The following is a 22,114-nucleotide window of genomic DNA, read 5'->3' as shown; positions in this document are numbered from 1 at the left end:
GGGCGCCTGTTTCACCAACGACGGGAGTGATGGGAACGAATGGCAGAACGAGAAAAAGAAAGTCGGGTGAAAGGAAGGCGGGGGAAAGGCGGGAGCGTTCTTCCGGGTTTCGGGCTGTCGATGGGTTTTGCCATGACGTACCTCAGCCTGATCGTTCTGTTTCCCTTGTCGATGATCTTTCTGGAGGCGGCGGCGTTCGACTGGCGCAGCTTCCGGGATGTGATTCTCGATCCACGCGTCATGGCTTCCTTCCGCGTCAGCTTTCTGACCGCTTTTCTGGCAGCGGCGGTGAATGCGTTTTTCGGCTTGTTGGTGGCTTGGGTCCTCGTGCGTTACCGGTTTCCGGGGCGCCGGCTGATTGACGGGCTGGTGGATTTGCCGTTTGCCTTGCCCACTGCCGTGGCAGGGATTGCGCTGACGACGCTGTATGCGGAGAACGGATGGGTGGGGGGCCTGCTCAAAGAGCTGGGCATCAAAGTGTCGTTTACGCCGCTCGGCATCACTGTGGCGCTGGTGTTTATCGGCCTCCCCTTTGTGGTGCGCACGGTGCAGCCTGTCTTGGAAGAGCTGGAGACGGAGGTGGAAGAAGCGGCGGTGTTGCTGGGCGCCCGTCGCTTGCAAGTTTTTTTCCGCGTCATTCTGCCCGGGCTGTTGCCGTCGTTGTTGACGGGATTTGCGCTGGCTTTTGCGCGGGGATTGGGCGAATATGGTTCGGTTGTGTTCATTTCCGGGAACATGCCGATGAAAACGGAAATTGTCCCGCTGCTCATCATGACCAAGCTGGAACAATTTGACTATCCGGGCGCCACAGCCATCGCTGCCGTGATGCTGATCGTTTCCTTTCTCCTTCTGCTGGTGATCAACGTGTTGCAATGGCAAGCCAGCCGTCGCGTCATTTCGGATTGATCGGGCGGATCAGGGAGTGAGCGCTACAGAAACAGGAGGGTCGCATTTGAACAGCAAGGTTTCCGCGTTACCTGACGCAAGGACACAGGAACAACCGCGCCATCTTGCCGAACCGGCAGCGGTGAGGTGGCTGCTTATCGGGATTGCGCTCCTTTTTTTGGGACTGGTTCTCGTGTTGCCGCTGCTTGTCGTGTTTGCCGAGGCTTTCCGCAAGGGATTGGCCGTGTACTGGGCAGCGGTGAGCGAGCCGGATGCGCTTTCAGCGCTTCAGCTGACGGTTCTGACGGCGGCCATCGTGGTGCCGCTCAACACGCTCTTCGGCCTGGCCGCTGCATGGGCCATGACGAAGTTCCAGTTTCGGGGCAAGCAGGTGCTGGTGACGCTGATCGACCTGCCTTTTGCCATTTCCCCTGTGATTGCTGGCCTCATCTTTGTCTTGCTGTTCGGTACGCGGGGGGTGTTCGGCCCGTTCCTGGAGGCGGTTCATTTCAAGATTATTTTTGCTTTCCCCGGCATCGTGCTGGCCACCCTATTTGTGACTTTTCCGTTTGTCGCCAGGGAGTTGCTCCCGCTCATGCAGACACAAGGGAGCGCTGAGGAGGAGGCGGCCGCCAGCATGGGGGCTACCGGTTGGCAGATTTTCTGGCGTGTGACCTTGCCGAATATCAAGTGGGGCTTGTTATACGGCATGATCCTTTGCAATGCCCGTGCGATGGGGGAATTCGGCGCGGTGTCCGTGGTGTCCGGCCACATCCGGGGACAAACCAATACGCTGCCGCTGCACGTGGAGATTCTGTATAACGAGTATCAGTTTGCCGCCTCTTTTGCCGTTGCTTCGATTCTGGTGTTCCTGGCCTTTGTCACGCTGGTTGTCAAACATGTGGTGGAGCGCAAGCACAAGACGCAATCTATCTGAAAGGAAAGGGAGTTATGCCATGCATATCGTGGCCAAGAATCTGTATAAACGGTTCGGGGAATATGAAGCGTGCCGGCATGTTGACCTTGAGATCAAGCAGGGAAAGCTGATTGGCCTGCTGGGCCCGAGCGGCAGCGGAAAGACGACCCTGCTGCGGCTGTTGGCCGGTCTGGAGACGCCGGACGCCGGGGAAATTTATTTTGACGGCAAGCCGGTCACCGATTTGCCGCCGCAGCAGCGGAACATTGGGTTTGTGTTCCAGAATTACGCGTTGTTCCGGCACATGACCGTCTTTGAGAACATTGCTTTTGGACTGTCTGTCCGCAAAAGGAAAAAAGAGGTGATCCGCAAGCGGGTGGCGGAGCTGGTGGAACTGACCGGCCTCAGCGGGTTGGAGCGACGGTATCCCCACCAACTGTCCGGCGGCCAGCGGCAGCGGGTGGCGTTTGCCCGGGCGCTGGCGCCGGAGCCGCAATTGTTGCTCCTCGATGAACCCTTTGCGGCGCTGGATGCCAAGGTGCGCAAGGAATTGCGGGGATGGTTGAAGGAGATGATCGGCCGCGTCGGGCTGACGACCGTTTTCGTGACCCACGACCAGGAGGAGGCGCTTGAGCTGGCGGATGAAATCTTCATCATCAACCAGGGAAAAGTGGAGCAGTCGGGCATCCCTCTGGAGATTTACAAATCTCCCCGCACACCGTTTGTGGCCTCATTTATCGGCGAATCGTATTCCTTGGAAAAACCGTCGTCCCTCAAAGGCTTTGATTGGGTGGCGGAAGACGGCCAGGTGTTCGTCCGTCCGGAATTCGTTGACATTTTCAAGGCGGGCGAAATCACGGACCGGTGCGTGGCCAATCAAGGGAAGGTGACAAACGTCACTTTCCGGGGAAACAACTGGCAGATCGAGGTGATGGTTGGAGGTCAGAAGGTGTATGGCACCCGTTCGCTGGAACAGCCGCCGTTACAGCCGGGAGAAGAGGTGGACGTGATCTTTCGCCGCTTGCTGGTGTTTGCGCAGGGTCGACCGCAGGTGCTTGAAAACCGGGTGAAGCCGGGAGAAGAAAAGCGGATTCCGGCGTTTGTGTAGCGTTCATCTGAAAACGAAGGGTGAAAGGAAAGGAGCGTGTGGCATGGCTGAGACCAAAACATGGCCTTGGGCGAATGATCCGACGTTGAATCGGGTGGAGCTGCTGAAACTGGAAAAGGACGGTTTGGATATCATCGACACGATTGTCAACAAGTATGCCAAGGAAGGCTTTGCCTCCATCCATCCGGATGATTTTGACCGCTTTAAGTGGGCGGGGGTGTATCAGCAACGGCCAAAACAAGGGCATTTCATGATGCGGGTACGCATCCCCGGAGGGATTCTCACCTCCCGGCAAGCCAGAGCGCTGGCCGGGATTGCCAAAGATTACGGGCGGGATCTGGTGGACGTCACGACGCGCCAGGCGGTGCAATTTCATTGGTTGACCGTAGAGTCGCTGCCGGACATTTTTGGCCGCCTTGAAGCGGTGGGCTTAAGTTCGCTGGAGGCTTGCGGCGATTGCCCGCGGACGATTGTCGGCAATCCGCTGGCCGGCATTGATCCCAACGAAGTGCTGGACACGCGCCCCATTGTCGAGGAAGTAAACAATTTCTTCGTCGGTAACCGGGATTTTTCCAACCTGCCGCGGAAGTACAAAATTTCCATTTCCGCCAATGTGTACAATACGGCCCATGCGGAGATCAACGATCTCTCTTTCACGCCGGCGAAAAAGGTGATAGACGGCGAGGAAGTGGTCGGCTTTCACGTATGGGTGGGGGGAGGGTTGTCCACGCGGCCGTATATGGCGCAGAAACTGGATGTATTCTGCCGTCCCGAAGAGGTGCTGAAGGTAGCGATCGGGGTGACCACGTTGTTCCGCGATCACGGGTACAGGCAGAAGCGGACGCACGCGCGGTTGAAGTTTCTCGTCGCCGATTGGGGCGTGGAAAAGTTCCGTGAAGAATTGGTGAAGTTGGTCGGCGAGCTGGAGACAGCCGGTGAGGATTTGCTCAAGGGTTGGAATGCAGGATACTTTTACGGTATCCATCCGCAAAAGCAGGAGGGATATTATTACGCCGGGCTGTCTGTGCCTGTCGGCCGGATGAGCGCCGACGAATTGGCTGAATTGGCCCGTCTGGCCGATGAGTACGGCGACGGGACCATCGGAACCTGCAACTCGCAAAACGTCCTGTTGCGCTACATCCCGGAGGAGAAAGTGGATGCGTTCCAAAAAGAGCCGTTGATTCAGAACCGCTTCCTTCTCAAACCCAAACCTTTCGTCGGATACGCCGTTTCCTGCACGGGGATTGAATTCTGCAACCTGGCCATCGTGGAGACGAAGGAGCGGATGCGGGCGCTGGCGCAATATCTGGACGAACACGTGGAACTGGACACGCCGGTGCGGATTCACATGGTGGGTTGTCCCAATTCCTGCGGGCAACGGCAGATTGCCGACATTGGCCTGCAAGGGGCGCTGGTGAAAACGGAGCAAGGCACTGTCGACGCGTTTGATCTCTTTGTCGGCGGGACGCTGGGGCCTTCGGCCCGCTTCAACCATCGCCTGAAAGGGCGCGTGCCGGCGGAGCGATTGGGGCCGGTGTTGGCGCAACTGATCGAGGCGTACAAGGCAGAACGTCTGGCGGATGAGGCCTATTGGCAATACGTGGAACGGGTTGGCGTGGCGCATATCCAGGCGCAGCTGGATCAGATCCTGGCCTCGCTGACGGAGCCGTCGGCTGATCAGATGGTGCAGTGAAGGCGGGGAGGGATCATGGATGTCAGATGCGTCCGATACAAAGGAAACCTTTCTCTACCGGGTGGAAGCGGAATTGCAGGACGGGAGGCTTTTGACCGTCATCGTCGCGGCTTACTCTGATCAACAGGCGTTCCATCATGCCGAAAACCATCTGCTGCGGCACACCGTGGCGCCCCCGCGCATCGATAGCCTGAGTCTCGTGGAAAAGAAACCTTTCCGGCGTGGTGCCGGGTATGTGATCGAGACGGCGAAAGAGGGATTTTGAAGCGCAGGCATCGTGAGACCTTATCCCAAGGAGGGAGCAAATTGTCGGACATGGCGTTGTCTTACGGGCTTTTAAACGATCAGATGGTTGCCGAGCTCAACGGGCAATTGGCGGATCATGATGCTTCAGGCATTTTAACGTGGGCGTACGGCTGTTTCGGCGATGAGTTGGTGTACGCTTGCAGTTTTGGCGCCGAAGGGATGGTGCTCATCGATCTGATCAGTCAGGTGAAGGCAGATGCGAGGGTGCTTTTCCTCGATACCAACGTTCACTTTCCCGAAACCTACCGGCTGATTGAGCGGGTGAGGGAAGTGTATCCGGCGTTGCGGATCGAGATGGTTCAACCCGCATTGACGCTGGAAGAACAGGCGGCTCAGTACGGGGAGAATCTGTGGGTGCGCGATCCGGACACTTGCTGTCAACTGCGCAAGGTGCAACCGCTGGCGCGGGCGCTCACCGGCACCAGGGCATGGCTGTCCGGACTGCGCCGCGAGCAGTCGCCGACGCGGGCCAACACGCAGTTTGTGAACCTTGACCACAAGTTTCAGTCGATCAAGATTTGTCCGCTGATTCATTGGACATGGAAGGATGTCTGGAACTACATCATGGAACATCGCCTGCCCTACAATGAACTGCACGATCGCGGCTATCCCAGCATCGGCTGCATGCATTGCACCCTGCCTGTAGGCGAGGGCCAAGATTCCCGCGCGGGACGGTGGGCGGGATTGGGCAAGACAGAATGCGGCCTGCATGCATGAGTCGCCGGGTCTGTCCGCGGTGAAGCTGATTCGGGATGTCGATTGATTCAGGATGATGTTCAAGGATGATGTTCAAGGATGATGTTCCCGTCCTTGGAGGATTGACAGGTGTACTGTAATGGATGCAAAGGAGCGATAGTATGAGTCAGATCCCGCCGCACGGCGGCACGCTGGTGAATGCGTTGGCCTTCCATCTGGATACGTCCGTTTTGCGCGAACTGGAACATGAGATCGAACTGGACAACATGGCGCTGTCCGATCTGGAATTGATCGCCAACGGCGCCTTCAGCCCGCTGACCGGCTTCATGGGGGAAGCCGACTATTACAGCGTGGTCGAGCGGATGCGCCTGTCCAATGGCCTGGTTTGGAGCCTGCCGATCACGCTGCCCGTGACCGAGGAGGCGGCCGAGAGGATAGCCATCGGTGAGAAAGTCCGGCTGGTGCAGAACGGGGTGGTGTATGGCGTACTGGAGGTGCGGGAGAAGTACCGCCCGCACAAGGAACTGGAGGCGGAGAAAGTGTACCGCACGACAGACCTTGCCCACCCCGGGGTGCGGAAGCTGTTTGAACGGCCGGACGTATACCTCGGCGGACCGGTGACGATGGTTCGACGCCCCGTAAAGGGACGTTTCTCCGCCTTTTACCTTGATCCCGCCGAGACGAGAAAGGCGTTTGCCGAGCGGGGATGGAAGACGGTGGTGGGCTTTCAGACCCGCAATCCGGTTCACCGGGCGCATGAATACATCCAGAAGACGGCGTTGGAGATCGTTGACGGCCTGTTGTTGCATCCGCTGGTGGGAGAGACGAAAGCGGACGATATTCCAGCCGCCATCCGCATGGAGAGTTACCAGGTGCTGTTGAAACAATATTATCCGCGGGAGCGCGTCTTTCTCGCCGTCTTTCCGGCGGCGATGCGCTATGCCGGCCCACGGGAGGCCATTTTTCATGCGCTGGTGCGGAAAAACTATGGATGCACCCATTTCATCGTCGGCCGTGATCACGCCGGCGTCGGCAATTATTACGGCACGTATGACGCGCAGCTCATATTTGGCGAGTTTGCGCCGGAGGAACTCGGCATCACGCCGCTTTTCTTCGAACACAGTTTTTACTGCAAGCGATGCGGCAACATGGCTTCCACCAAAACTTGTCCCCACGCTGAAGAAGATCACCTGATCCTCTCCGGGACGAAAGTGCGCCAGATGCTCAGCCAGGGCATCGCGCCGCCTCCCGAATTCAGCCGCCCCGAGGTGGTAGAGGTGCTGATTCGCGGGATGCGCCAGGGGACGAAAGAAGGGGGAGCGGCAGCCGCTGAGGCAGCTGTTGTCGCGCATGCGGTTCATGAGCAGGAGAGCGGTGAGCCTGCGGCAAAAGAGACGGCATCGGGTAAGACGGCGAGCGCTCAGGTGGCAGCCAGTGCTGTTTCGTCCGATGCGGCTCCCGCCGCAGCCAATCTCGTCTGGCACGCCTCTTCTGTCACCAAGGAGGCGCGTCAGCGCCTCAACGGACACAAAAGCGGCGTGATCTGGCTGACCGGACTTTCCGGATCCGGCAAGTCGACGCTGGCCAATGCATTGCAGGAGAGACTGCACGCGATGGGCGTGCGCGGTTATGTCCTGGATGGCGACAACATCCGGCACGGCCTGAACCGTGATCTCGGTTTTTCCCCCGCCGACCGGACGGAGAATATCCGGCGGATTGGCGAGGTGGCGAGACTGTTTGTCGACGCCGGGCTGATCGTCATGACCGCTTTCATTTCCCCGTTTCGGGAAGACCGGGAACTGGCGCGGGGCTTGGTGGGAAGGGACGAGTTTATCGAGGTGTACGTAAAGTGTCCGTTGGAAGAATGCGAACGCCGCGATCCGAAGGGGCTGTATGCGAAAGCGAGGAAGGGGGAGATCGCGGAGTTTACCGGCATCTCTTCCCCCTACGAAGAGCCGCTCGCCCCGGAAGTGGTGATCGAGACGCACCGGCAATCGCTTGCGGAGTCGGTGGAGGCAATCATCCGGCATCTGCGGGAGCGGGGCTGGCTTGCGGCAGAATGACGGTTGGAATGACAGCGTAACTTGATGCCAACTTGACGGCGTGGCATGACGAATGAACAACGAATGAATCAGCCGCATGCAAGCGTTTTTGATGGAGCCGGCGGGGACAGCGCCCTGACCGGCTTCCTTTGTGCGGCCGTGTTTGCAGGGGGTCAAACCAGCCGTTGGCTGTTTGCGCATCTTGTAGCTGCCTTTGGCCTTGAGAAGAAAGATATTTAAAAAAGAACGGCAAAGTTATAAGATGAGAGAGGGAGATGCCGGGACAGGGATCAGATGCAGGGAAAGGGATCATTAGTGGGAATGTTTTTCGAATATTTCATTTCCTGGGATGGCATTTTATCTTTAGAATGAACTGTTGCGAAAGGGGGAATCTTCTTGGCCGTACATGATGCAGGGAGGCATCCTTCCGCCGGTGACGCCGACTCCGGCATCCCCCGTGAGGGTGCGCTGCTCTGGAAGCCGTCGGAGGAGTGGATTGGGAAAACCAATCTCGTCGCTTTTATGAAGTGGGTGGAGAAGCACAAAGGGCTTTCGTTTCCCGATTATCATGCGTTGTGGCGCTGGTCGGTCGATCATCTGGAAGATTTCTGGGAGTGCGTCTGGCAGTTTGCCGGAATCCGGTCGTCGGCGCCGTACACGCGGGTGCTGTCCGAGCGCCGCATGCCGGGGGCCAGATGGTTTCCCGGCTCCCGGCTCAACTATGCGGAACACGTTTTCCGCGATCGGCCGGAGGAGGAGCCGGCGATTTACTTTCGTTCCGAACGGCATTCTCTGAAAACGCTCTCCTGGCGTGAACTGGCCAGACAGACGGCCCGGGTGGCCCGCTGGCTGAAGTCGCAAGGGGTGCAGCCCGGTGACCGGGTGGCGGCCTACATGCCCAACATTCCGGAAACCGCCATCGCTTTTCTCGCCTGTGCCAGCATCGGGGCCATTTGGTCCTGCTGTTCTCCTGATTTTGGCGCACGGAGCGTCCTGGACCGGTTTCAGCAGATTGAGCCGAAGGTCCTTTTTGCCATTGACGGTTACCAGTACAATGGCAAACGTCACGATCGTGCGGAGGTGCTGCGGGAAGTTCAGCGTGCTTTGCCGACGCTGAAGCAGACGGTCCTGGTTCCATATCTGAACCCGGATATCGCTGCAGAGGATTTCGTCAACACCATTCGCTGGGAAGAGATGCCTGCGACAGAGGCTCCGCTCACCTTTGAGCAGGTGCCGTTTGACCATCCCTTGTGGATTCTCTACACCTCCGGAACGACCGGCATCCCAAAGGCGATTGTCCACGGGCACGGGGGCATTTTATTGGAACACTGCAAGGCCTTGCTGCTGCACGCCGACATCAAACCGGGTGATCGGGTCTTTCGCTTCACATCGACAGGCTGGATGATGTGGAACATGCTGGTCAGCAGCCTGTTGGTCGGGGCCGCGATTGTCCTCTATGACGGACATCCGCTTTATCCCAACGAGGAAGTGCTGTGGGAACTGGCGGAGAAGGTCGATGTGACCTATTTTGGCACCAGCGCCGCCTATATCGGCCTGATGATGAAGACCGGTTTCAGGCCGAACCGGAAATATCGTTTTGCCTCGATGCGTGGTTTCGGTTCGACCGGGTCGGCCCTGCCGTCGGAAGGGTTTCTGTGGGTATACCAAAATGTGAAAGAGGATTTGCACCTGGCTTCCGGCAGCGGCGGAACGGATGTATGCGCCTCTTTTGTCGGGGGGAACCCGATTCTGCCTGTCCATGCGGGACACATCCAAGCCATCAACCTCGGCGTCAAGGCGGAGGCGTATGATGATGACGGGAATCCTGTCGTGAACGAAATGGGGGAACTGGTGATTACCCAGCCGATGCCCTCGATGCCCCTTTATTTTTGGAACGATCCGGGGAACGCGCGGTACCTGGACAGTTATTTTGACCGGTATCCCAATGTCTGGCGGCATGGTGACTGGATCAAGTTTTTCCCGGACGGCCGCTCCATCATTTACGGGCGCTCCGATGCCACGATCAACCGGCAGGGCGTGCGCATGGGAACGGCAGAAATCTATGAAGTGGTGGAAGCGGTTGACGAAGTGGTGGACAGTCTGATCGTCGACCTTGAAATGCTCGGCCGCCCGTCCATGCTGCTGTTGTTTGTGGTGTTGAAGGAAGGCTGTTCGTTGACGCCAGAGCTGCAGGAGAAGATTCGCGCCGTCATCAAGGAGAAGGTGTCTCCGCGGCATGCGCCCGACCGGATCTATCAGGTGCAGGAAATTCCCAGGACGCTGAACGGAAAGAAGCTGGAGGTGCCTGTCCGGCGGATTCTCCTGGGGCATTCGCTGGAAAAGGCGGTGAACATCGATTCGGTGGCCAACAAGGAGGCCCTGGCGTTTTTTATCCGTTTGGCGAAGGAGCTGGATGAGGAGACAAAACACAAAACATAAATGGGTTGTCTGACGGCAAAAATAAACCTGCCCCTTAATCCAGACCAGAGGTGGGATTTCCGTTGTCGTATACGTGTCATTATTGCCAGGCGGAAACAGACTCCGCGGAGGCGCATGGTATCACCGTGTATGACAAGAACGGCGTGGAAGAACGAATGGAAGTCCTCTGCGATGCATGTTACAAGGAATGGCTGGCTTCACTGAAGGGGTAATGAGGGGGACGCGTGTCTCCCTCATTTTTTTTTTGCGGTTTCACGAAGATGACGGGAGCTGGCAATTGAGAATCCAGCCGATGCCGTATTTATCTGTGACGTTGGCATGCAGCGCGCCCCAAAAGGTTTTCTGCAATTCCAATATGGCCTGTCCGTCTTTTTTCAATGAATCATACACTTTTCGAATTTCGTCTTCGGTGTCAAATTCGATCGTGATTTTGACGTTGTCTCCTTTCGTCATCGGTCCGAAGATGTCGGAAAAATGGATGACATGTTCTCCGATATGAAGTTCCGCATGCAGACATTTTCCTTCGTGGCCTTTAAACATTTCGACCTCGTCTGCCATCTGCACGTTTTTGATTTCCCCGCCAAAGATGCTTTGATAATATTGCATGGCTTCGAGGCAAGGTTCGACGAACAAATAAGGATGGATGCTTTTCATCTGGATTCCTCCTAGCGTGCTATTCGTCAGGTTTTACAAACAGCAGAAAAATGGTGATCAGCGTAAAAGCGGTCAAGGCCAAAAACGGGATCGTGATAAACCCGAGCCAGTTGATGTAATCCACATTGCACGGGACGCCTCCCTTGCACGGCTGGAAAGAGGCCAGCGCATCCACTTTTTGCAGCAGGTAGTGGTAGAGCGAGATCGATCCCCCGGTGATGGACAGCGGAAGCGCATACTTTTTGATGCCGGTATCGTGATGGTAAGCGGCGATGCCGAGAATCACGCTCAGCGGATACATCAAAATGCGTTGGTACCAGCACAGCTCACACGGGACAAATCCCAGCACTTCACTGAAGTAGAGGCTGCCTAAGGTCGCCACAACAGAGACCAGCCACGCCCCGTATAGCAGATAAGCGCGCAAACCGAAGGCCATTATTTCGCCGCCTCCAGCTGCTGCTCGATCATCGCCTGAATGGCTTCGTAGTCGAACGGATCAGGCAGCATGACGTTGTTGATCATCACCGACGGCGTCAGTTCCACCTGGAATTTGTCCACAAGGGCCATGTCGGTTTCGACGGCTGGCAGCGCTGTCTCTCTGTCCAGTTCTTCCTTAAACCTTTCCAGGTTCATGTCCGGGACGTGCCGCTCCGCCAGTTCGACCAGCCTTTCTTTGGTTACCCAGCGGCTGTCGTGGGAGGAGGCTTGCGCTTCAAACAGGGCGTGGTGGTAAGTCCAGAACGCATCGGCATGCTTGGCGAAAACCGATTCGGCAGCCAAGGAAGCCAGCTTGGATTCTTCCCCGTGAAACAGCACGTTGATGAAGGCAAACCGGACCTTCCCCTTGTCGATATAATCCTCCTTCAGGCGGGGAAAAATGCGCTCTGTCCACACTTTGCAGGAAGGACATTTGTAATCGCCGAATTCGACCACCGTTACCGGCGCGTCGCTGTTCCCCAAAACCGGCTGTCCGTCCAGCGATGGCGGTTCGCTGTACTCTACCGGTTGGGCGGCTTGTCCTTGCAGGACTTGATTGATGACCACCACAAGAACAAGAAGCCCGATGACGGCGAGCGAAATCCAGATAAGCGGCCGGACATTGTTGGCGCTTTTGTTGGCGCTTTTGGTTGCGTTTTTTGCCTTTTTTGCATGCGGCATTCGTTGAGGCGGGCTTTTTTTGGCCACGGTCGTACCCCCCTTGCCGCCGTAAACCACGGCGTCATCTTCTGTGTGATGGGACAGTATTCTAATGATAACATATCGCGCTGTGCTTGACATGTCAGCCAACACAAGGGGTTGCCGCTTGTTCATGCGGTCATTTAAGTGGAATGGCATGGATGTTTTGTGATATTGTGAAAATAATGCAAATATCTGTGGGAAAGGCCTTGTGAATCATAGAAGGATTCCAAGGAAGTGATTCTGAAAAAATGGAGGGGTTAACAGTGTCTGCTAAGGGGCACCGGTATGAATCCGGTGCAAGAAAGATCATCACTTGCCTGCATTGCGAACATGATCGTTTTGAAGAGGGGCGTGCTTTGTTAAACACCAGAGGGTTTTCCTTTTTTGATTTGGATTGGCTCAACCGGGGAGCCACCATCCTGACATGCATGCAGTGTGGTCTTGTCCATTGGTTTGCACATGATGTGAGGAGAAAAGGGTCTTGAAAGCGGAAGCGAAAGCATTCGCGTTCAGCGTATGAAAGCATGACCGTACCGCAGACATCGATGCTCGTGACCATGCAAACAGCATGCTGTGAGCGGGGAGACCCAACAACAATGGGTCAGCCCCTTTTTTCATGCAACGATTGAAGCAGCCAATGCGTCCTGATCGGCGAGGGAGGATGAAGGGGGTCAGCTGATTGGAGCCGTCCAAGTTCGTGCGTGATGAAGATATTCTTGCGTTTCAACAGGGGGACCGGCAGGCCTTTCAGAGGTTGGTGGAGGAGCTGAGCCCGGGCCTCATCCGGACCGCCTATTTCTGGACGAGAGATCTGGGCATCGCGGAGGATTTGGCACAGGAGGCTTGGTTCAAAGCCTGGCAATTCCGTGCTGCCCTGAAGAAACCGATGCACTTTCGCAGATGGTTATACCGGATTCTGTACAACGGTTACATCGACTGGAGCCGCCGCCGGATCCATCAGGAACGACCACAGGATCCGGCGTTCATCCATCCGTCTACCACCATGTTTTCCGACTCAGCCGCGCCTTCCCCGGAGGAACAGTTCTTGGCGGATGAAGACATCCGCCAACTGAACCGGCTGTTGGCACACCTGTCTCCTCTTGATCAGCACATCATCGCGTTGCGTTATGGCAGTGACTGTACGATTTCCGAGATTGCCATGATCCTGAAGATGCGGCAGGGTACGGTGAAATCACGTATCCATCGTGCGCTTCAGAAGCTGAGACAAGAGCTGGCGCGGGAGCAGAAAGTCCGGGGAAATATTCCAATCGATGCCGAGAAGGGGGATGTCTGATGACACGTGACCATGGACCGGTGGAAAGGCAGGAGCTGGAAGAGAAGTTGCGTGCATACTACGAACAGCTCGGACGGCAAGTGGCTTCGTCTGCAAATGTCTGGGAAATGGTGCAAGCGCGCTTGAACGGCCCAGAGAGATCACGACCCCGCGTGTTCCTGCCGGTCAGGCTGGCCCGCGGGATGGCAGCGGCGGGCGTGACGTTCATGCTGATGGCTGGCGTTTTTCATTTTGTTCCAAAGATGGAGATGACCGCAATGGCCGTGCTGCGGCCGGACGAAGCCGGTCGTGCTGCGCGCCTTTCCCTTTTTTCTTCCGATCCCGGTCTCTTTGCCCTTTTCCGCAAGCAGGCCTTCCAGGAGATCGGCGTGTCCGACAGCAAGCAGGGGCTGATATTGGAGGTCATGGATTTTTACGCGGATCAGCACCGGACCGTCCTCATCTATCGCGTGCGGGAGACGGAGCCGGAAAATGCCAATTCGGCTGGCTCAGGCGGTGAAAACCATACCGCTCCGGTTTTGAGGCGCTGGAACATCCTTTTTAGTCATTCTGAGCTCATGGCGTGGAATCAGCTCTTGGACCATGCGTTTGCCGAACATCCATCGCTGCGCAGTTATCCCGTGTACCTGCAGGATCAGTTTGGCGTCCGCTACCGGATGCAGGCGGCCGCTGTGTTTGCCGACGGCACAGGTTATCTGGAATTTGCACCGGTTCACGCTGTCGGCATGGTGACCGGGTTGCGGATGAGCCTCCATGTCCCGGCCATGGGAGCTGTGTTTGCCCCGGATGGTCCATTTGGGGAGAAGCGGGTGGAGATCCGCGAGGGAAACTGGGAGGTTTCCTTTTTGACCTTTCCCACCAAGGAGCAGGAAGTGCAGCTGTACCCTCGCGCTGTTGATAAAAAAGACGGATGGACCATCACCCTGGAGTCTGTTCGGCACGCCCGGAGCCAGACGATCCTTCACTTGCGGGTGGACGGGATGAAAGATGAAACCAATGGCGATAACATCTTTTTTGAATATCGCCTTTATGACCCTTCCGGACAAGAGATTATTCCAGTTGGCAGCAGCAGCAATGGAAGGCAGACACGAATCGCTTTCCCGCCGCTGCATCAGGCAGGAACCTACATTCTGAAAGCCTATAAAGCCGATATCCTGAAAGAGACACCCGCCCGGAAGGAAAAAGTTACTCGCAGCCTGCCAGCGTGGGAACTTTCCTGGTCGCAGCCGCAGATTATGGAAGGAGAACGTGGTGCACCAAACGATTCATTGGTCGGCATGTCTGTCCTCTATGAAGGAACAGACTGGCATGAAGCCGTGAGTTTCCTCCCGTTTCCTGCCGTGGCTCCGCCACCGGGTTACACCATCGGAAAGCTCCGCGTCGCTTCCGATTTCCGTCTGCCTGTGCCGGCGCAGCGGGAAGAGGCCAGCAGGATCTTCACGTTCCAGTTGATCACGCCCACTGGAAAACGAGTGAATATTTCCCAGAGCAACGTATGGGACACCCCGGTGCCTACGGAATTAAGCCTCGAACAGTATCTCGCAGTGAATCAAAAAAGTCCGGACGCGCCTATCCGGCATTTTAATTCGTATTCGATTGATGGCATCCTGGCGCATGAATGGCACCTGCGGGACGATGCCGGCCGTAGCGGCATTGCCTTGTATCTTTACCCGGTTTGGGGCAGCATCAGCATCACCGGAATGCCAGGGACATCCCGTGAGGAGCTGCTGGCTGTGGCCAAAGAGTTGGTGCAAGCCATGGGCAACCCGTAGATGAGAAGCCAATAGGGGATGTAGGGAAACAAAAACATGAATCGTGGTCGATAGGAACGCACCACCTTATAAATGACCGGGTCCTTCGCATAGGCAAAAAAGGCCCGGTTTTTTATTATATGTCATTCCGTCTGGCGCTTGTTGACAGTTGGTTCTTCTCAAAAAATATAGGTTCATTTAAAATGTTAAATCATAAAATTAGTTTATGGATTGGCCAATTTTTTGAGCAGGGAGGATGTGAAATGTCCGAATCCATTTTTGAAATGTTGGAACGGGAATCGATGGAGTGGTTCAATGAACTTCTGGACGCGATGAATGTAGGCATCCTCATGCTGGATCGGAACGGGATTGTCAGATTGGTGAACAAGGAATATACCAACATCACTGGAGTGCAGAAGGAGGAGATTGTCGGGAAGTACCTGCCTGACGTGCGTCCGGGGGCGGTCGCGCACAAGACGTTGGTTGATAAGCAAAAGCGATCGAACGTGATACGTCAAGAGGGGGACAAAGCGTATGTCGCCGACATTGCGCCCATTTTCATCAAGGGCCGCCTGTCGGGAGTCGTGTCGGTCATCAAGAGCGTCACTGAAATTTATCAATTGACCAAGGAACTGCAAAAAAGCCAGGAACAGTTTGACCAGCTTAAAAAAACGGTCGATCGCTTGAATCGGGCCCGCTACACGTTTCAGGACATCATCGGGGAGGAACCGACGTTTGTCAAAGCGAAAGAACTGGCCAAAAGAACGGCCGCGACCAATTTGAATGTCCTGATTCAGGGAGAAAGCGGCACGGGAAAGGAGCTGTTTGCCCATGCGATTCACAACGCCAGTGCGAGAAAGCATCATCCGTTTATTGCTGTGAACTGTTCCGCCATCCCTTCATCCTTGCTTGAAAGTGAATTGTTTGGTTATGAGGAGGGGGCATTTACCGATTCCAAACGTGGCGGGAAGATCGGTTTGTTTGAACTGGCCGATCGCGGCACGATTTTTTTGGATGAGGTGGGGGATATGTCCTATGAGCTGCAGGCAAAGTTGCTCCGCGTACTGCAGGACGGACGGATTCGCAAGGTGGGAGCGGTGCATGAAAAGCAGGTGGATGTCCGGGTGATCGCAGCCACGAACAAGGATTTGATGCAACTGATCCGCAAAAAACGTTTCCGGGAAGATCTCTATTACCGCTTGAACGGGGTGAATCTTTATATTCCGCCGTTGCGGAAGCGAAAGCAGGATTTGCCTTTGTTAATTCGCCATATCGTGAAAACGTATTCAGACGGGATTTTGTTCGATTTTTCCAAAGGAGCGATGGATTATTTCTTTCAATACGATTGGCCCGGAAACATCCGTGAATTGATCAATGTGGTTCATTATGCCATCAACATGACCGATCGCCACCTGATTACCGAGCAGCACCTGCCGGATTCGATTAAGAAGGCCCCGCCGTTGAAACAGATGGCCGCATCGGCCACCCTCAAGGAGGTTCTGGACAATACGGAACGGGAAATGATCACCCAGGCGTTGATGAGGCATGGCACAGATCTGGCAGGAAAGAAGAAAGCGGCTGAGCAGTTGGGGATTTCCCTGCCGACGCTATACAACAAGATCAGGCGGTTAAACATTGAGCCTATTACTTCCAGTTCTTTTTCCTGAAAGGATATTTTTGGTTATCGATGTTGAGAAATGCGTTCTAAAAAATGATAAGCCAAAGTGAACCGGGCATGTTTTCAGCGTTTTGCGTGGAGAATGGATACAGAAGCCAATGTGTGATTTTAGAATCTTATAAATGAATGGGCATGCCAAATGTTCTTGCATACCAATAATGGTCAGAAATCGACAAGTTTTATATGAAATGGCATCTTTCTTGCTTATGCATTGATAGAGCAACAGCAAAGAGAGGTGATGGGATTTCAGGTCATCTGTCGAACCCTCAATACTTTTAGGATGCGGGAGGTTTCATCGTGGCGTTGGAACTGACGAAAGAGCAGGAACTGCTGAGAAAAACCGCCCAGGATGTGTGCCGGCAGTTTGACGATGAGTATTGGCGGGAGATCGATCAAAGCCATCGTTTTCCCATCGAGTTTTGGAATGTGTGCGCCGATGCCGGGTTTATGGGGGTCATGATTTCGGAGGAGTATGGCGGAAGCGGCCTTGGGGTCACGGAGGCGGCGCTCATCTTGCAGGAAGTGGCCAGATCGGCTGCGGGTATGGACGGTTCATCCGCCTTGCACTTGTCGATCTTCGGGGCCAACCCGTTGTTTTATCACGGGACCAAGGAACAATGTGAAGCCTATTTGCCGGACGTGGCCAGCGGAAAGCTGCACGTGTGTTTTGGCGTCACGGAACCGAATGCGGGAACGGATACCACCCGGATCACCACTTTTGCGAAGCGGGATGGCAATCATTATCGGATCAATGGCCACAAAGTTTTCATCACCAAAGCGCAAATGGCCGATCGGATCCTGCTTTTGGCCCGCACGGTCCCTTATGAGAAAGTACAAAAGAAAACGGACGGCATGACCCTGTTTTTTGCGCCGATGGACCGGAACGCCATCGCCATTCGGGAAATTGAGAAAATGGGCCGCAATGGCGTGGATACAAATGAACTTTTCATTGAAGATCTTAAGGTCGATGCCTTTGATCGGATCGGGGAAGAGGGCAAAGGGTTTTATTACTTGCTGGATGGGTTGAACCCGGAACGGATCCTGATTGCGGCCGAAGCGCTGGGGATGGGGTATGGAGCGCTTGAGAGGGCCGTGAAATACGCGAAAGAGCGGGTGGTGTTCGGCAGGCCGATTGGCAGCAACCAAGGCATCCAGTTCCCTCTGGCGGATGCCTATTCGCAGTTGAAAGCGGCTGAAATGCTTGTCTACCACGCGGCATGGCTGTATGACCAGGGCAAACCCTGTGGCGCCGAGGCCAATATGGCGAAGCTCCGGGCGTCGGAGGCCGGGTTTTATGCCGTCGACGTGGCCTTTCAGACGTTTGGTGGTTATGCGTATGCGCGGGAGTACAACATCGAGCGGATTTACCGCCAGATCCGTCTGCCGAGAATTGCGCCGATTACCAATGAAATGATCAAGAATTATATCGCTCAACATGTGTTGGGCTTGCCGCGTTCGTACTAGCGATCATTCTTGCTTCATGCGGAAAAAACGACAGCGTTTCCAAAAAGGGGGTAACAGAGAATGAAAAAATTGGCCAATCGTTCTTTATTGGCGTTGCTGACTGGCATTATGCTGTTTTCATTGGCGGCTTGCGGGTCTGCTGAAACAGGCGGCAGTGAGCAATCCGGCGGAAATACGGGCGGTGCTGCGGGAGATGCGAGAAAGGATCAAGTGACGGTCATCAAAGTCGCCGACTCTTTCCCGAATACCAATCCCATTTCAAAGTTTGGCACACAGGTATGGATCAAAAGGCTCGAAGAGCTGGGCAAGGGGAAGATAGAAGTTGAATATTATCCGGCGGAACAGCTGGGAAAAGCCGCCAGCTTGTTGGATGTCGTGAAAAACCGGGTGGCCGATGTCGTTTATCTGGGGTCCTTGTACTATACCGATAAATTGCCGTTGAGTTCGATTGTCGGCAATCCCGGCCTGGTAAAAGATGCCGCCAGCGGCACAAAGGCGTATCACAAACTGGTGACTGAAGATTTGTATGAAATCGAATACAAACCGCATGGAGTCAAACCATTATGGGCCGTCGCGTTGAACCCTTATCAGATTGTGACGTCCGACCGACCAGTAAAGACAATGAATGATTTCAAAGGGTTGAAAATCAGGACGGGTGGAGGCATGCAAGATCAGATCGTCAAAGAATTGGGCGGAACGCCCGTGTCTGTGCCGGCGCCGGAAATATATACCTCTTGGGAACGGGGGACCATCGACGGTTCGTTGCTTTCCCTGTTTAGCTGGCCCGGATACCAAGTGGATAAAATAGCCAAGTATTCTTCGATCAATGCTACGCTGTCCTCTTTTGGCGTGATTTATGCCGTCAACGAAAGCGTATGGGAAAGTTGGCCGGAAGATGTCCGTCAAATCGTTCTTCAGGCAAGCAAGGAAGTGGCTGAGGCTTTTCCGGAAAGCGTGATGAAACATGAAGAAGAATTGATGAACCAGTATAAGGCACAAGGGATTGAATTCTATGAAATCTCAAATGAAGAATTGGCCAAATGGAATGAGAAGTTGGACCGACTGAATCAGGAGTGGGTCAAGTCAATGGAGCAAAAGGGGCTTCCGGGCAACGATATCATGAACAAATTTATCGAATATAGCAAGTAAAACAGGAACCAAGCACTTGTGATTCCCGTTACAGGAATCACAAGTGCAAAAAATCCATTTTTCCGGGTGATTAAGATGAAACTCATCTTAAGGTATTTTGACAGATTGGAAAGGGCAATGTTTCTGGTATCGCAAATCGCGGTATTTCTGATGATGATTTTGACTACGGCTGATGCCGTTTGCCGTTATGTGCTCAGACAGCCGATTGTCGGTGTCTTTGAGTTTACCACCAATTATCTCATGGTCATCACAGTTTTTTTGAGCATGAGTTATGTCATGCGGATAAAGGGGCACATCACGATTGATTTGATTACGGAACGTTTGCCGGCCAAATGGGTTGGTTATTTTCGGATGGTCTTTCTATTTCTCGGTGCCGTCATGATGTTTATCTTGGGATACCAAGGTGTGGGACTGACGATAGAAGCCTGGGAAAAAGGGTATACCACGATGGGACTCATTCCTTGGCCCATGTGGATCTCGTATGTTTGTATTCCGATTGGCATGTTTTTATTTTGTATTCGCTTGCTTTTTGAGATCGTTCATACATTCAAGGGAACGGATGATTCAGACGTTAGTCGTCCTCTAATCGATTGAAGGAAAAGCGATCAAACCAGGAAAGGGGTTTTGTCCTGAATGGAAATCATCGTGCCTATCGTCCTCTTGTTTTTTTCCCTTGCATTTGGGATGCCTATCGCATTTGCGTTGGGCGTTTCCGGGCTGATAGGACTTTGGATGGTCGGCGGTTTGGATATGCTGCTTGGGATTGCCAAGACTACGCCTCATGAAAGCGTGGCGAATTTTTTGCTCACAACGGTGCCGATGTATATTTTGATGGCCGAAATTATGACATCGAGTGGCGTGACGAAAGATGTGTTTCATGCCGCATATAAATGGCTGGGACGCTTGCCGGGAGGACTTGGGATTGCGACCGTCATGTCTGGAGCAGGGCTGGCTGCGGTTTGCGGGTCCAGTACAGCTTCGGCCGCTACCTTGTCAGCTTCTGCAGTTCCCGAAATGAAGCGGTATGGCTATCGGACCGATTTTGCGTTGGGAACGGTCAGCATCGCCGGGACACTGGCCATTATGATTCCTCCCAGCATTGTGCTCATCATCTATGGAATTTTGACGGAAACAGGGATCGGCGAATTGTTCATTGCAGGAATCATTCCGGGCATCTTAACGGCTCTTGGGTATATTTTGACGATCTTGATCTGGGCGAAAAGAAACCCTGGAGTAGCGCCCAAAGTTGACGTCGCCTTTTCATGGAAGGAAAAGTTTCAGTCTCTGAGCGGAATTTGGCCCATGCTGCTGGTGGTCATCAGCGTGATCGGATCCATCTACTTCGGCATTGTCACTCCGACTGAGGCGGGAGCGCTTGGTGCATTTGCCGCTTTCATGATTGCGTTGATCATGCGGAGACTGACAACGAACAGCATGATGCACGCATTGGAACGGACACTGAAATCGACGGCTATGATTTTGACCATCGTGATCGGAGCCATGATTTTCGGCTATTACCTTACGGCGACCCAAGTGACCCAAGGCGTGGTTGAATTTGTGCAGAACACAGGGGTGTCCAAGTGGGTCGTTCTTGCCTTTGTTCTATTCTTGTACATCATTCTCGGCATGTTTATGGATCAGCTGGCGATCCTTATCCTTACGCTGCCTTTCACATTTCCGTTGATGGTTTCTTTAGGTTTTGATCCGGTGTGGTTCGGCATTATTGTCACGAAAACGGCCGAGATCGGCCTGGTTACGCCGCCGGTAGGAATGAACGTATTTGTCGCGGCGGGTGCGGCAGGTGAAAAAACCGCGACGGCGTTTCAGGGGGTTTTATGGTTTGTGATTACAGATTTAATCATCCTGTTGATCTTGGTCATGTTCCCAATCTTGTCGACCTGGCTTCCCAGCATGATGTAAGCCGTGTGTATAAAAAATTCATTATGACAAGGAGGTTCGAACGGTGGGCTTTTGGAGACATGTGAATGAGGTGGAAACCTATGTTCCTCCTGGTCACGCGGGGACATTCAATCGCCGATTGGTCGGTTTGGCGGATGGCATGAAAAACGTGGAAGTGATCATCGGCGAAATGGAGGAAGGAGGTTCAGCGCTGCCGCATTTCCATGATGATGTAGAGCAGGTCATGTATATCCTGGAGGGAAAGATGTATGTGGAGATAGACGGGGAACAGGCCGAATTGACGGCCGGTCACGCGGTATGGATCCCCAAAGGGGCAATGCATGAAGTGAAAAACGCCGGTCCGGGAAAATTGCGTTTCGTGTTGATGTATGCTCCTCCGAAATCCAGTTGAGGTGATATTCCTCTGTTCCGAATGATTTGCAGCAACCAATTTTCAATGAAGGGAGTGCCATGATCTCTTGGGAGTGTTGTCAGGCATTCGTGTCATTGATCTGACCTCCGTGCTGATGGGACCATTTTGCACGATGATTCTGGGAGATCTGGGGGCTGACGTGATCAAGGTGGAAAGCCCGGAGGGAGATACGACGCGCTTGGTTGGCCCGTCCAGGAATGCCGGCATGGGCTGCTTTTTTCTCAACTGCAACAGGAACAAGCGCAGCGTGGTACTGAATCTGAAGCATCCGCAGGGGCGGGAAGCCCTGCTGAAAATGGTCCGGCAGTGCGATGTTTTTATCCATTCCTTGCGACCGAATGCGATTGAAAAACTGGGGTTGACTTACCAGGAATTGTCAAAGGTGAATCCGAAATTGATATATTGCGGGGCATATGGATTTCGCAAGGATGGCCCGTACGGCGCCTGGCCTGCTTATGACGACATCATCCAGGGCATTTCAGGGATTGCAGCCGCTCAGGGACAGATGACGGGGGAGCCTCATTATGT

General features: G+C 54.3%; 19 protein-coding genes and 2 pseudogenes. 18 read left to right on the top strand and 3 right to left on the bottom strand.

Annotated elements, in window-relative coordinates:
- Positions 1 to 39 precede the first annotated feature (39 nt).
- From BAA01_10780 to BAA01_10745, 8 genes and pseudogenes are all read left to right on the top strand, one after another.
- The gene (locus BAA01_10780; protein ID OUM87923.1) at positions 40 to 906 is read left to right on the top strand and encodes a sulfate ABC transporter permease subunit CysT; all 867 of its coding nucleotides are present in this window, start codon (positions 40 to 42) and stop codon (positions 904 to 906) included.
- Between the two features lie 46 nt (positions 907 to 952).
- Positions 953 to 1,822 (top strand): sulfate ABC transporter permease subunit CysW, encoded by an 870-nt coding sequence (locus tag BAA01_10775; protein OUM87922.1) that lies wholly within the window; start codon positions 953 to 955, stop codon positions 1,820 to 1,822.
- Positions 1,823 to 1,841: 19 nt separating this feature from the next.
- Positions 1,842 to 2,909 carry an ABC transporter gene (locus BAA01_10770; protein OUM87921.1) on the top strand — a complete coding sequence of 356 codons (1,068 nt, stop codon included), beginning with the start codon at positions 1,842 to 1,844 and terminating at the stop codon, positions 2,907 to 2,909.
- A gap of 43 nt (positions 2,910 to 2,952) precedes the next feature.
- Positions 2,953 to 4,602: a ferredoxin--nitrite reductase gene (locus tag BAA01_10765; protein OUM87920.1), complete on the top strand. Its 1,650-nt coding sequence runs from the start codon at positions 2,953 to 2,955 to the stop codon at positions 4,600 to 4,602.
- A 19-nt stretch (positions 4,603 to 4,621) separates the two neighbouring features.
- Positions 4,622 to 4,867, top strand: coding sequence for a hypothetical protein (locus tag BAA01_10760; protein OUM87919.1), 246 nt, complete (start codon positions 4,622 to 4,624; stop codon positions 4,865 to 4,867).
- Positions 4,868 to 4,950: 83 nt separating this feature from the next.
- Entirely contained in the window at positions 4,951 to 5,625 is a 675-nt protein-coding gene (locus tag BAA01_10755) for a phosphoadenosine phosphosulfate reductase (protein ID OUM87999.1), read from the top strand.
- 140 nt (positions 5,626 to 5,765) lie between these two features.
- Positions 5,766 to 6,905 (top strand): annotated as a pseudogene (locus tag BAA01_10750) (sulfate adenylyltransferase).
- A 1,191-nt stretch (positions 6,906 to 8,096) separates the two neighbouring features.
- On the top strand, positions 8,097 to 10,085 hold the full coding sequence (locus BAA01_10745; protein ID OUM87998.1) for an acetoacetate-CoA ligase: 1,989 nt from the start codon (positions 8,097 to 8,099) through the stop codon (positions 10,083 to 10,085).
- Between the two features lie 252 nt (positions 10,086 to 10,337).
- Here the strand turns inward: BAA01_10745 and BAA01_10740 are convergent, their stop codons facing one another.
- From BAA01_10740 to BAA01_10730, 3 genes are read right to left on the bottom strand one after another with little or no spacing between them, the layout of a single operon-like run.
- Positions 10,338 to 10,739: a glyoxalase gene (locus BAA01_10740; protein OUM87918.1), complete on the bottom strand. Its 402-nt coding sequence runs from the start codon at positions 10,737 to 10,739 to the stop codon at positions 10,338 to 10,340.
- A 19-nt stretch (positions 10,740 to 10,758) separates the two neighbouring features.
- The gene (locus BAA01_10735; protein ID OUM87917.1) at positions 10,759 to 11,175 is read right to left on the bottom strand and encodes a 2-oxoglutarate dehydrogenase; all 417 of its coding nucleotides are present in this window, start codon (positions 11,173 to 11,175) and stop codon (positions 10,759 to 10,761) included.
- Positions 11,175 to 11,897 carry a hypothetical protein gene (locus BAA01_10730; protein OUM87997.1) on the bottom strand — a complete coding sequence of 241 codons (723 nt, stop codon included), beginning with the start codon at positions 11,895 to 11,897 and terminating at the stop codon, positions 11,175 to 11,177. Before BAA01_10730 ends, BAA01_10735 begins: the two co-directional genes overlap by 1 nt.
- Before the next feature lie 269 nt (positions 11,898 to 12,166).
- On the opposite strand from BAA01_10730, the gene BAA01_10725 reads away from it, so the two are divergent.
- The 10 genes and pseudogenes from BAA01_10725 (at position 12,167) to BAA01_10680 (ending at position 22,114) form a co-directional block, all read left to right on the top strand.
- Positions 12,167 to 12,403: a hypothetical protein gene (locus BAA01_10725; GenBank protein OUM87916.1), complete on the top strand. Its 237-nt coding sequence runs from the start codon at positions 12,167 to 12,169 to the stop codon at positions 12,401 to 12,403.
- A 194-nt stretch (positions 12,404 to 12,597) separates the two neighbouring features.
- Entirely contained in the window at positions 12,598 to 13,212 is a 615-nt protein-coding gene (locus tag BAA01_10720; protein OUM87915.1) for a hypothetical protein, read from the top strand.
- On the top strand, positions 13,212 to 14,984 hold the full coding sequence (locus tag BAA01_10715) for a hypothetical protein (protein ID OUM87914.1): 1,773 nt from the start codon (positions 13,212 to 13,214) through the stop codon (positions 14,982 to 14,984). Before BAA01_10720 ends, BAA01_10715 begins: the two co-directional genes overlap by 1 nt.
- A 242-nt stretch (positions 14,985 to 15,226) precedes the next feature.
- Positions 15,227 to 16,630 carry a Fis family transcriptional regulator gene (locus BAA01_10710; GenBank protein ID OUM87913.1) on the top strand — a complete coding sequence of 468 codons (1,404 nt, stop codon included), beginning with the start codon at positions 15,227 to 15,229 and terminating at the stop codon, positions 16,628 to 16,630.
- 308 nt (positions 16,631 to 16,938) lie between these two features.
- Positions 16,939 to 18,105 carry an acyl-CoA dehydrogenase gene (locus BAA01_10705; protein ID OUM87912.1) on the top strand — a complete coding sequence of 389 codons (1,167 nt, stop codon included), beginning with the start codon at positions 16,939 to 16,941 and terminating at the stop codon, positions 18,103 to 18,105.
- Positions 18,106 to 18,165: 60 nt separating this feature from the next.
- On the top strand, positions 18,166 to 19,254 hold the full coding sequence (locus BAA01_10700; GenBank protein ID OUM87911.1) for a hypothetical protein: 1,089 nt from the start codon (positions 18,166 to 18,168) through the stop codon (positions 19,252 to 19,254).
- Positions 19,255 to 19,272: 18 nt separating this feature from the next.
- Positions 19,273 to 19,848, top strand: coding sequence for a hypothetical protein (locus BAA01_10695; GenBank protein ID OUM87910.1), 576 nt, complete (start codon positions 19,273 to 19,275; stop codon positions 19,846 to 19,848).
- A gap of 39 nt (positions 19,849 to 19,887) precedes the next feature.
- On the top strand, positions 19,888 to 21,174 hold the full coding sequence (locus tag BAA01_10690) for a C4-dicarboxylate ABC transporter permease (GenBank protein OUM87909.1): 1,287 nt from the start codon (positions 19,888 to 19,890) through the stop codon (positions 21,172 to 21,174).
- A gap of 43 nt (positions 21,175 to 21,217) precedes the next feature.
- A complete protein-coding gene (locus BAA01_10685) occupies positions 21,218 to 21,565 on the top strand; it encodes a hypothetical protein (protein OUM87908.1) in 348 nt (115 codons plus the stop codon).
- A 67-nt stretch (positions 21,566 to 21,632) separates the two neighbouring features.
- Positions 21,633 to 22,114: pseudogene (locus BAA01_10680) on the top strand (acetyl-CoA acetyltransferase).

Source organism: Bacillus thermozeamaize (genome assembly GCA_002159075.1).
GTDB lineage: Bacteria > Bacillota > Bacilli > ZCTH02-B2 > ZCTH02-B2 > Bacillus_BB > Bacillus_BB thermozeamaize.
Note: the sequence above shows the minus strand (reverse complement) of the source record. Positions and strands in the feature narration are given on the sequence as shown.

Coding starts and splice junctions, on each gene's coding strand:
- BAA01_10780 (OUM87923.1), top strand. CDS start 40: ATGGCAGAACGAGAAAAAGAAAGTCGGGTGAAAGGAAGGCGGGGGAAA.
- BAA01_10770 (OUM87921.1), top strand. CDS start 1,842: ATGCATATCGTGGCCAAGAATCTGTATAAACGGTTCGGGGAATATGAA.
- BAA01_10765 (OUM87920.1), top strand. CDS start 2,953: ATGGCTGAGACCAAAACATGGCCTTGGGCGAATGATCCGACGTTGAAT.
- BAA01_10760 (OUM87919.1), top strand. CDS start 4,622: ATGTCAGATGCGTCCGATACAAAGGAAACCTTTCTCTACCGGGTGGAA.
- BAA01_10755 (OUM87999.1), top strand. CDS start 4,951: ATGGTTGCCGAGCTCAACGGGCAATTGGCGGATCATGATGCTTCAGGC.
- BAA01_10740 (OUM87918.1), bottom strand. CDS start 10,739: ATGAAAAGCATCCATCCTTATTTGTTCGTCGAACCTTGCCTCGAAGCC.
- BAA01_10735 (OUM87917.1), bottom strand. CDS start 11,175: ATGGCCTTCGGTTTGCGCGCTTATCTGCTATACGGGGCGTGGCTGGTC.
- BAA01_10730 (OUM87997.1), bottom strand. CDS start 11,897: ATGCCGCATGCAAAAAAGGCAAAAAACGCAACCAAAAGCGCCAACAAA.
- BAA01_10725 (OUM87916.1), top strand. CDS start 12,167: ATGGAGGGGTTAACAGTGTCTGCTAAGGGGCACCGGTATGAATCCGGT.
- BAA01_10715 (OUM87914.1), top strand. CDS start 13,212: ATGACACGTGACCATGGACCGGTGGAAAGGCAGGAGCTGGAAGAGAAG.
- BAA01_10710 (OUM87913.1), top strand. CDS start 15,227: ATGTCCGAATCCATTTTTGAAATGTTGGAACGGGAATCGATGGAGTGG.
- BAA01_10700 (OUM87911.1), top strand. CDS start 18,166: ATGAAAAAATTGGCCAATCGTTCTTTATTGGCGTTGCTGACTGGCATT.
- BAA01_10690 (OUM87909.1), top strand. CDS start 19,888: ATGGAAATCATCGTGCCTATCGTCCTCTTGTTTTTTTCCCTTGCATTT.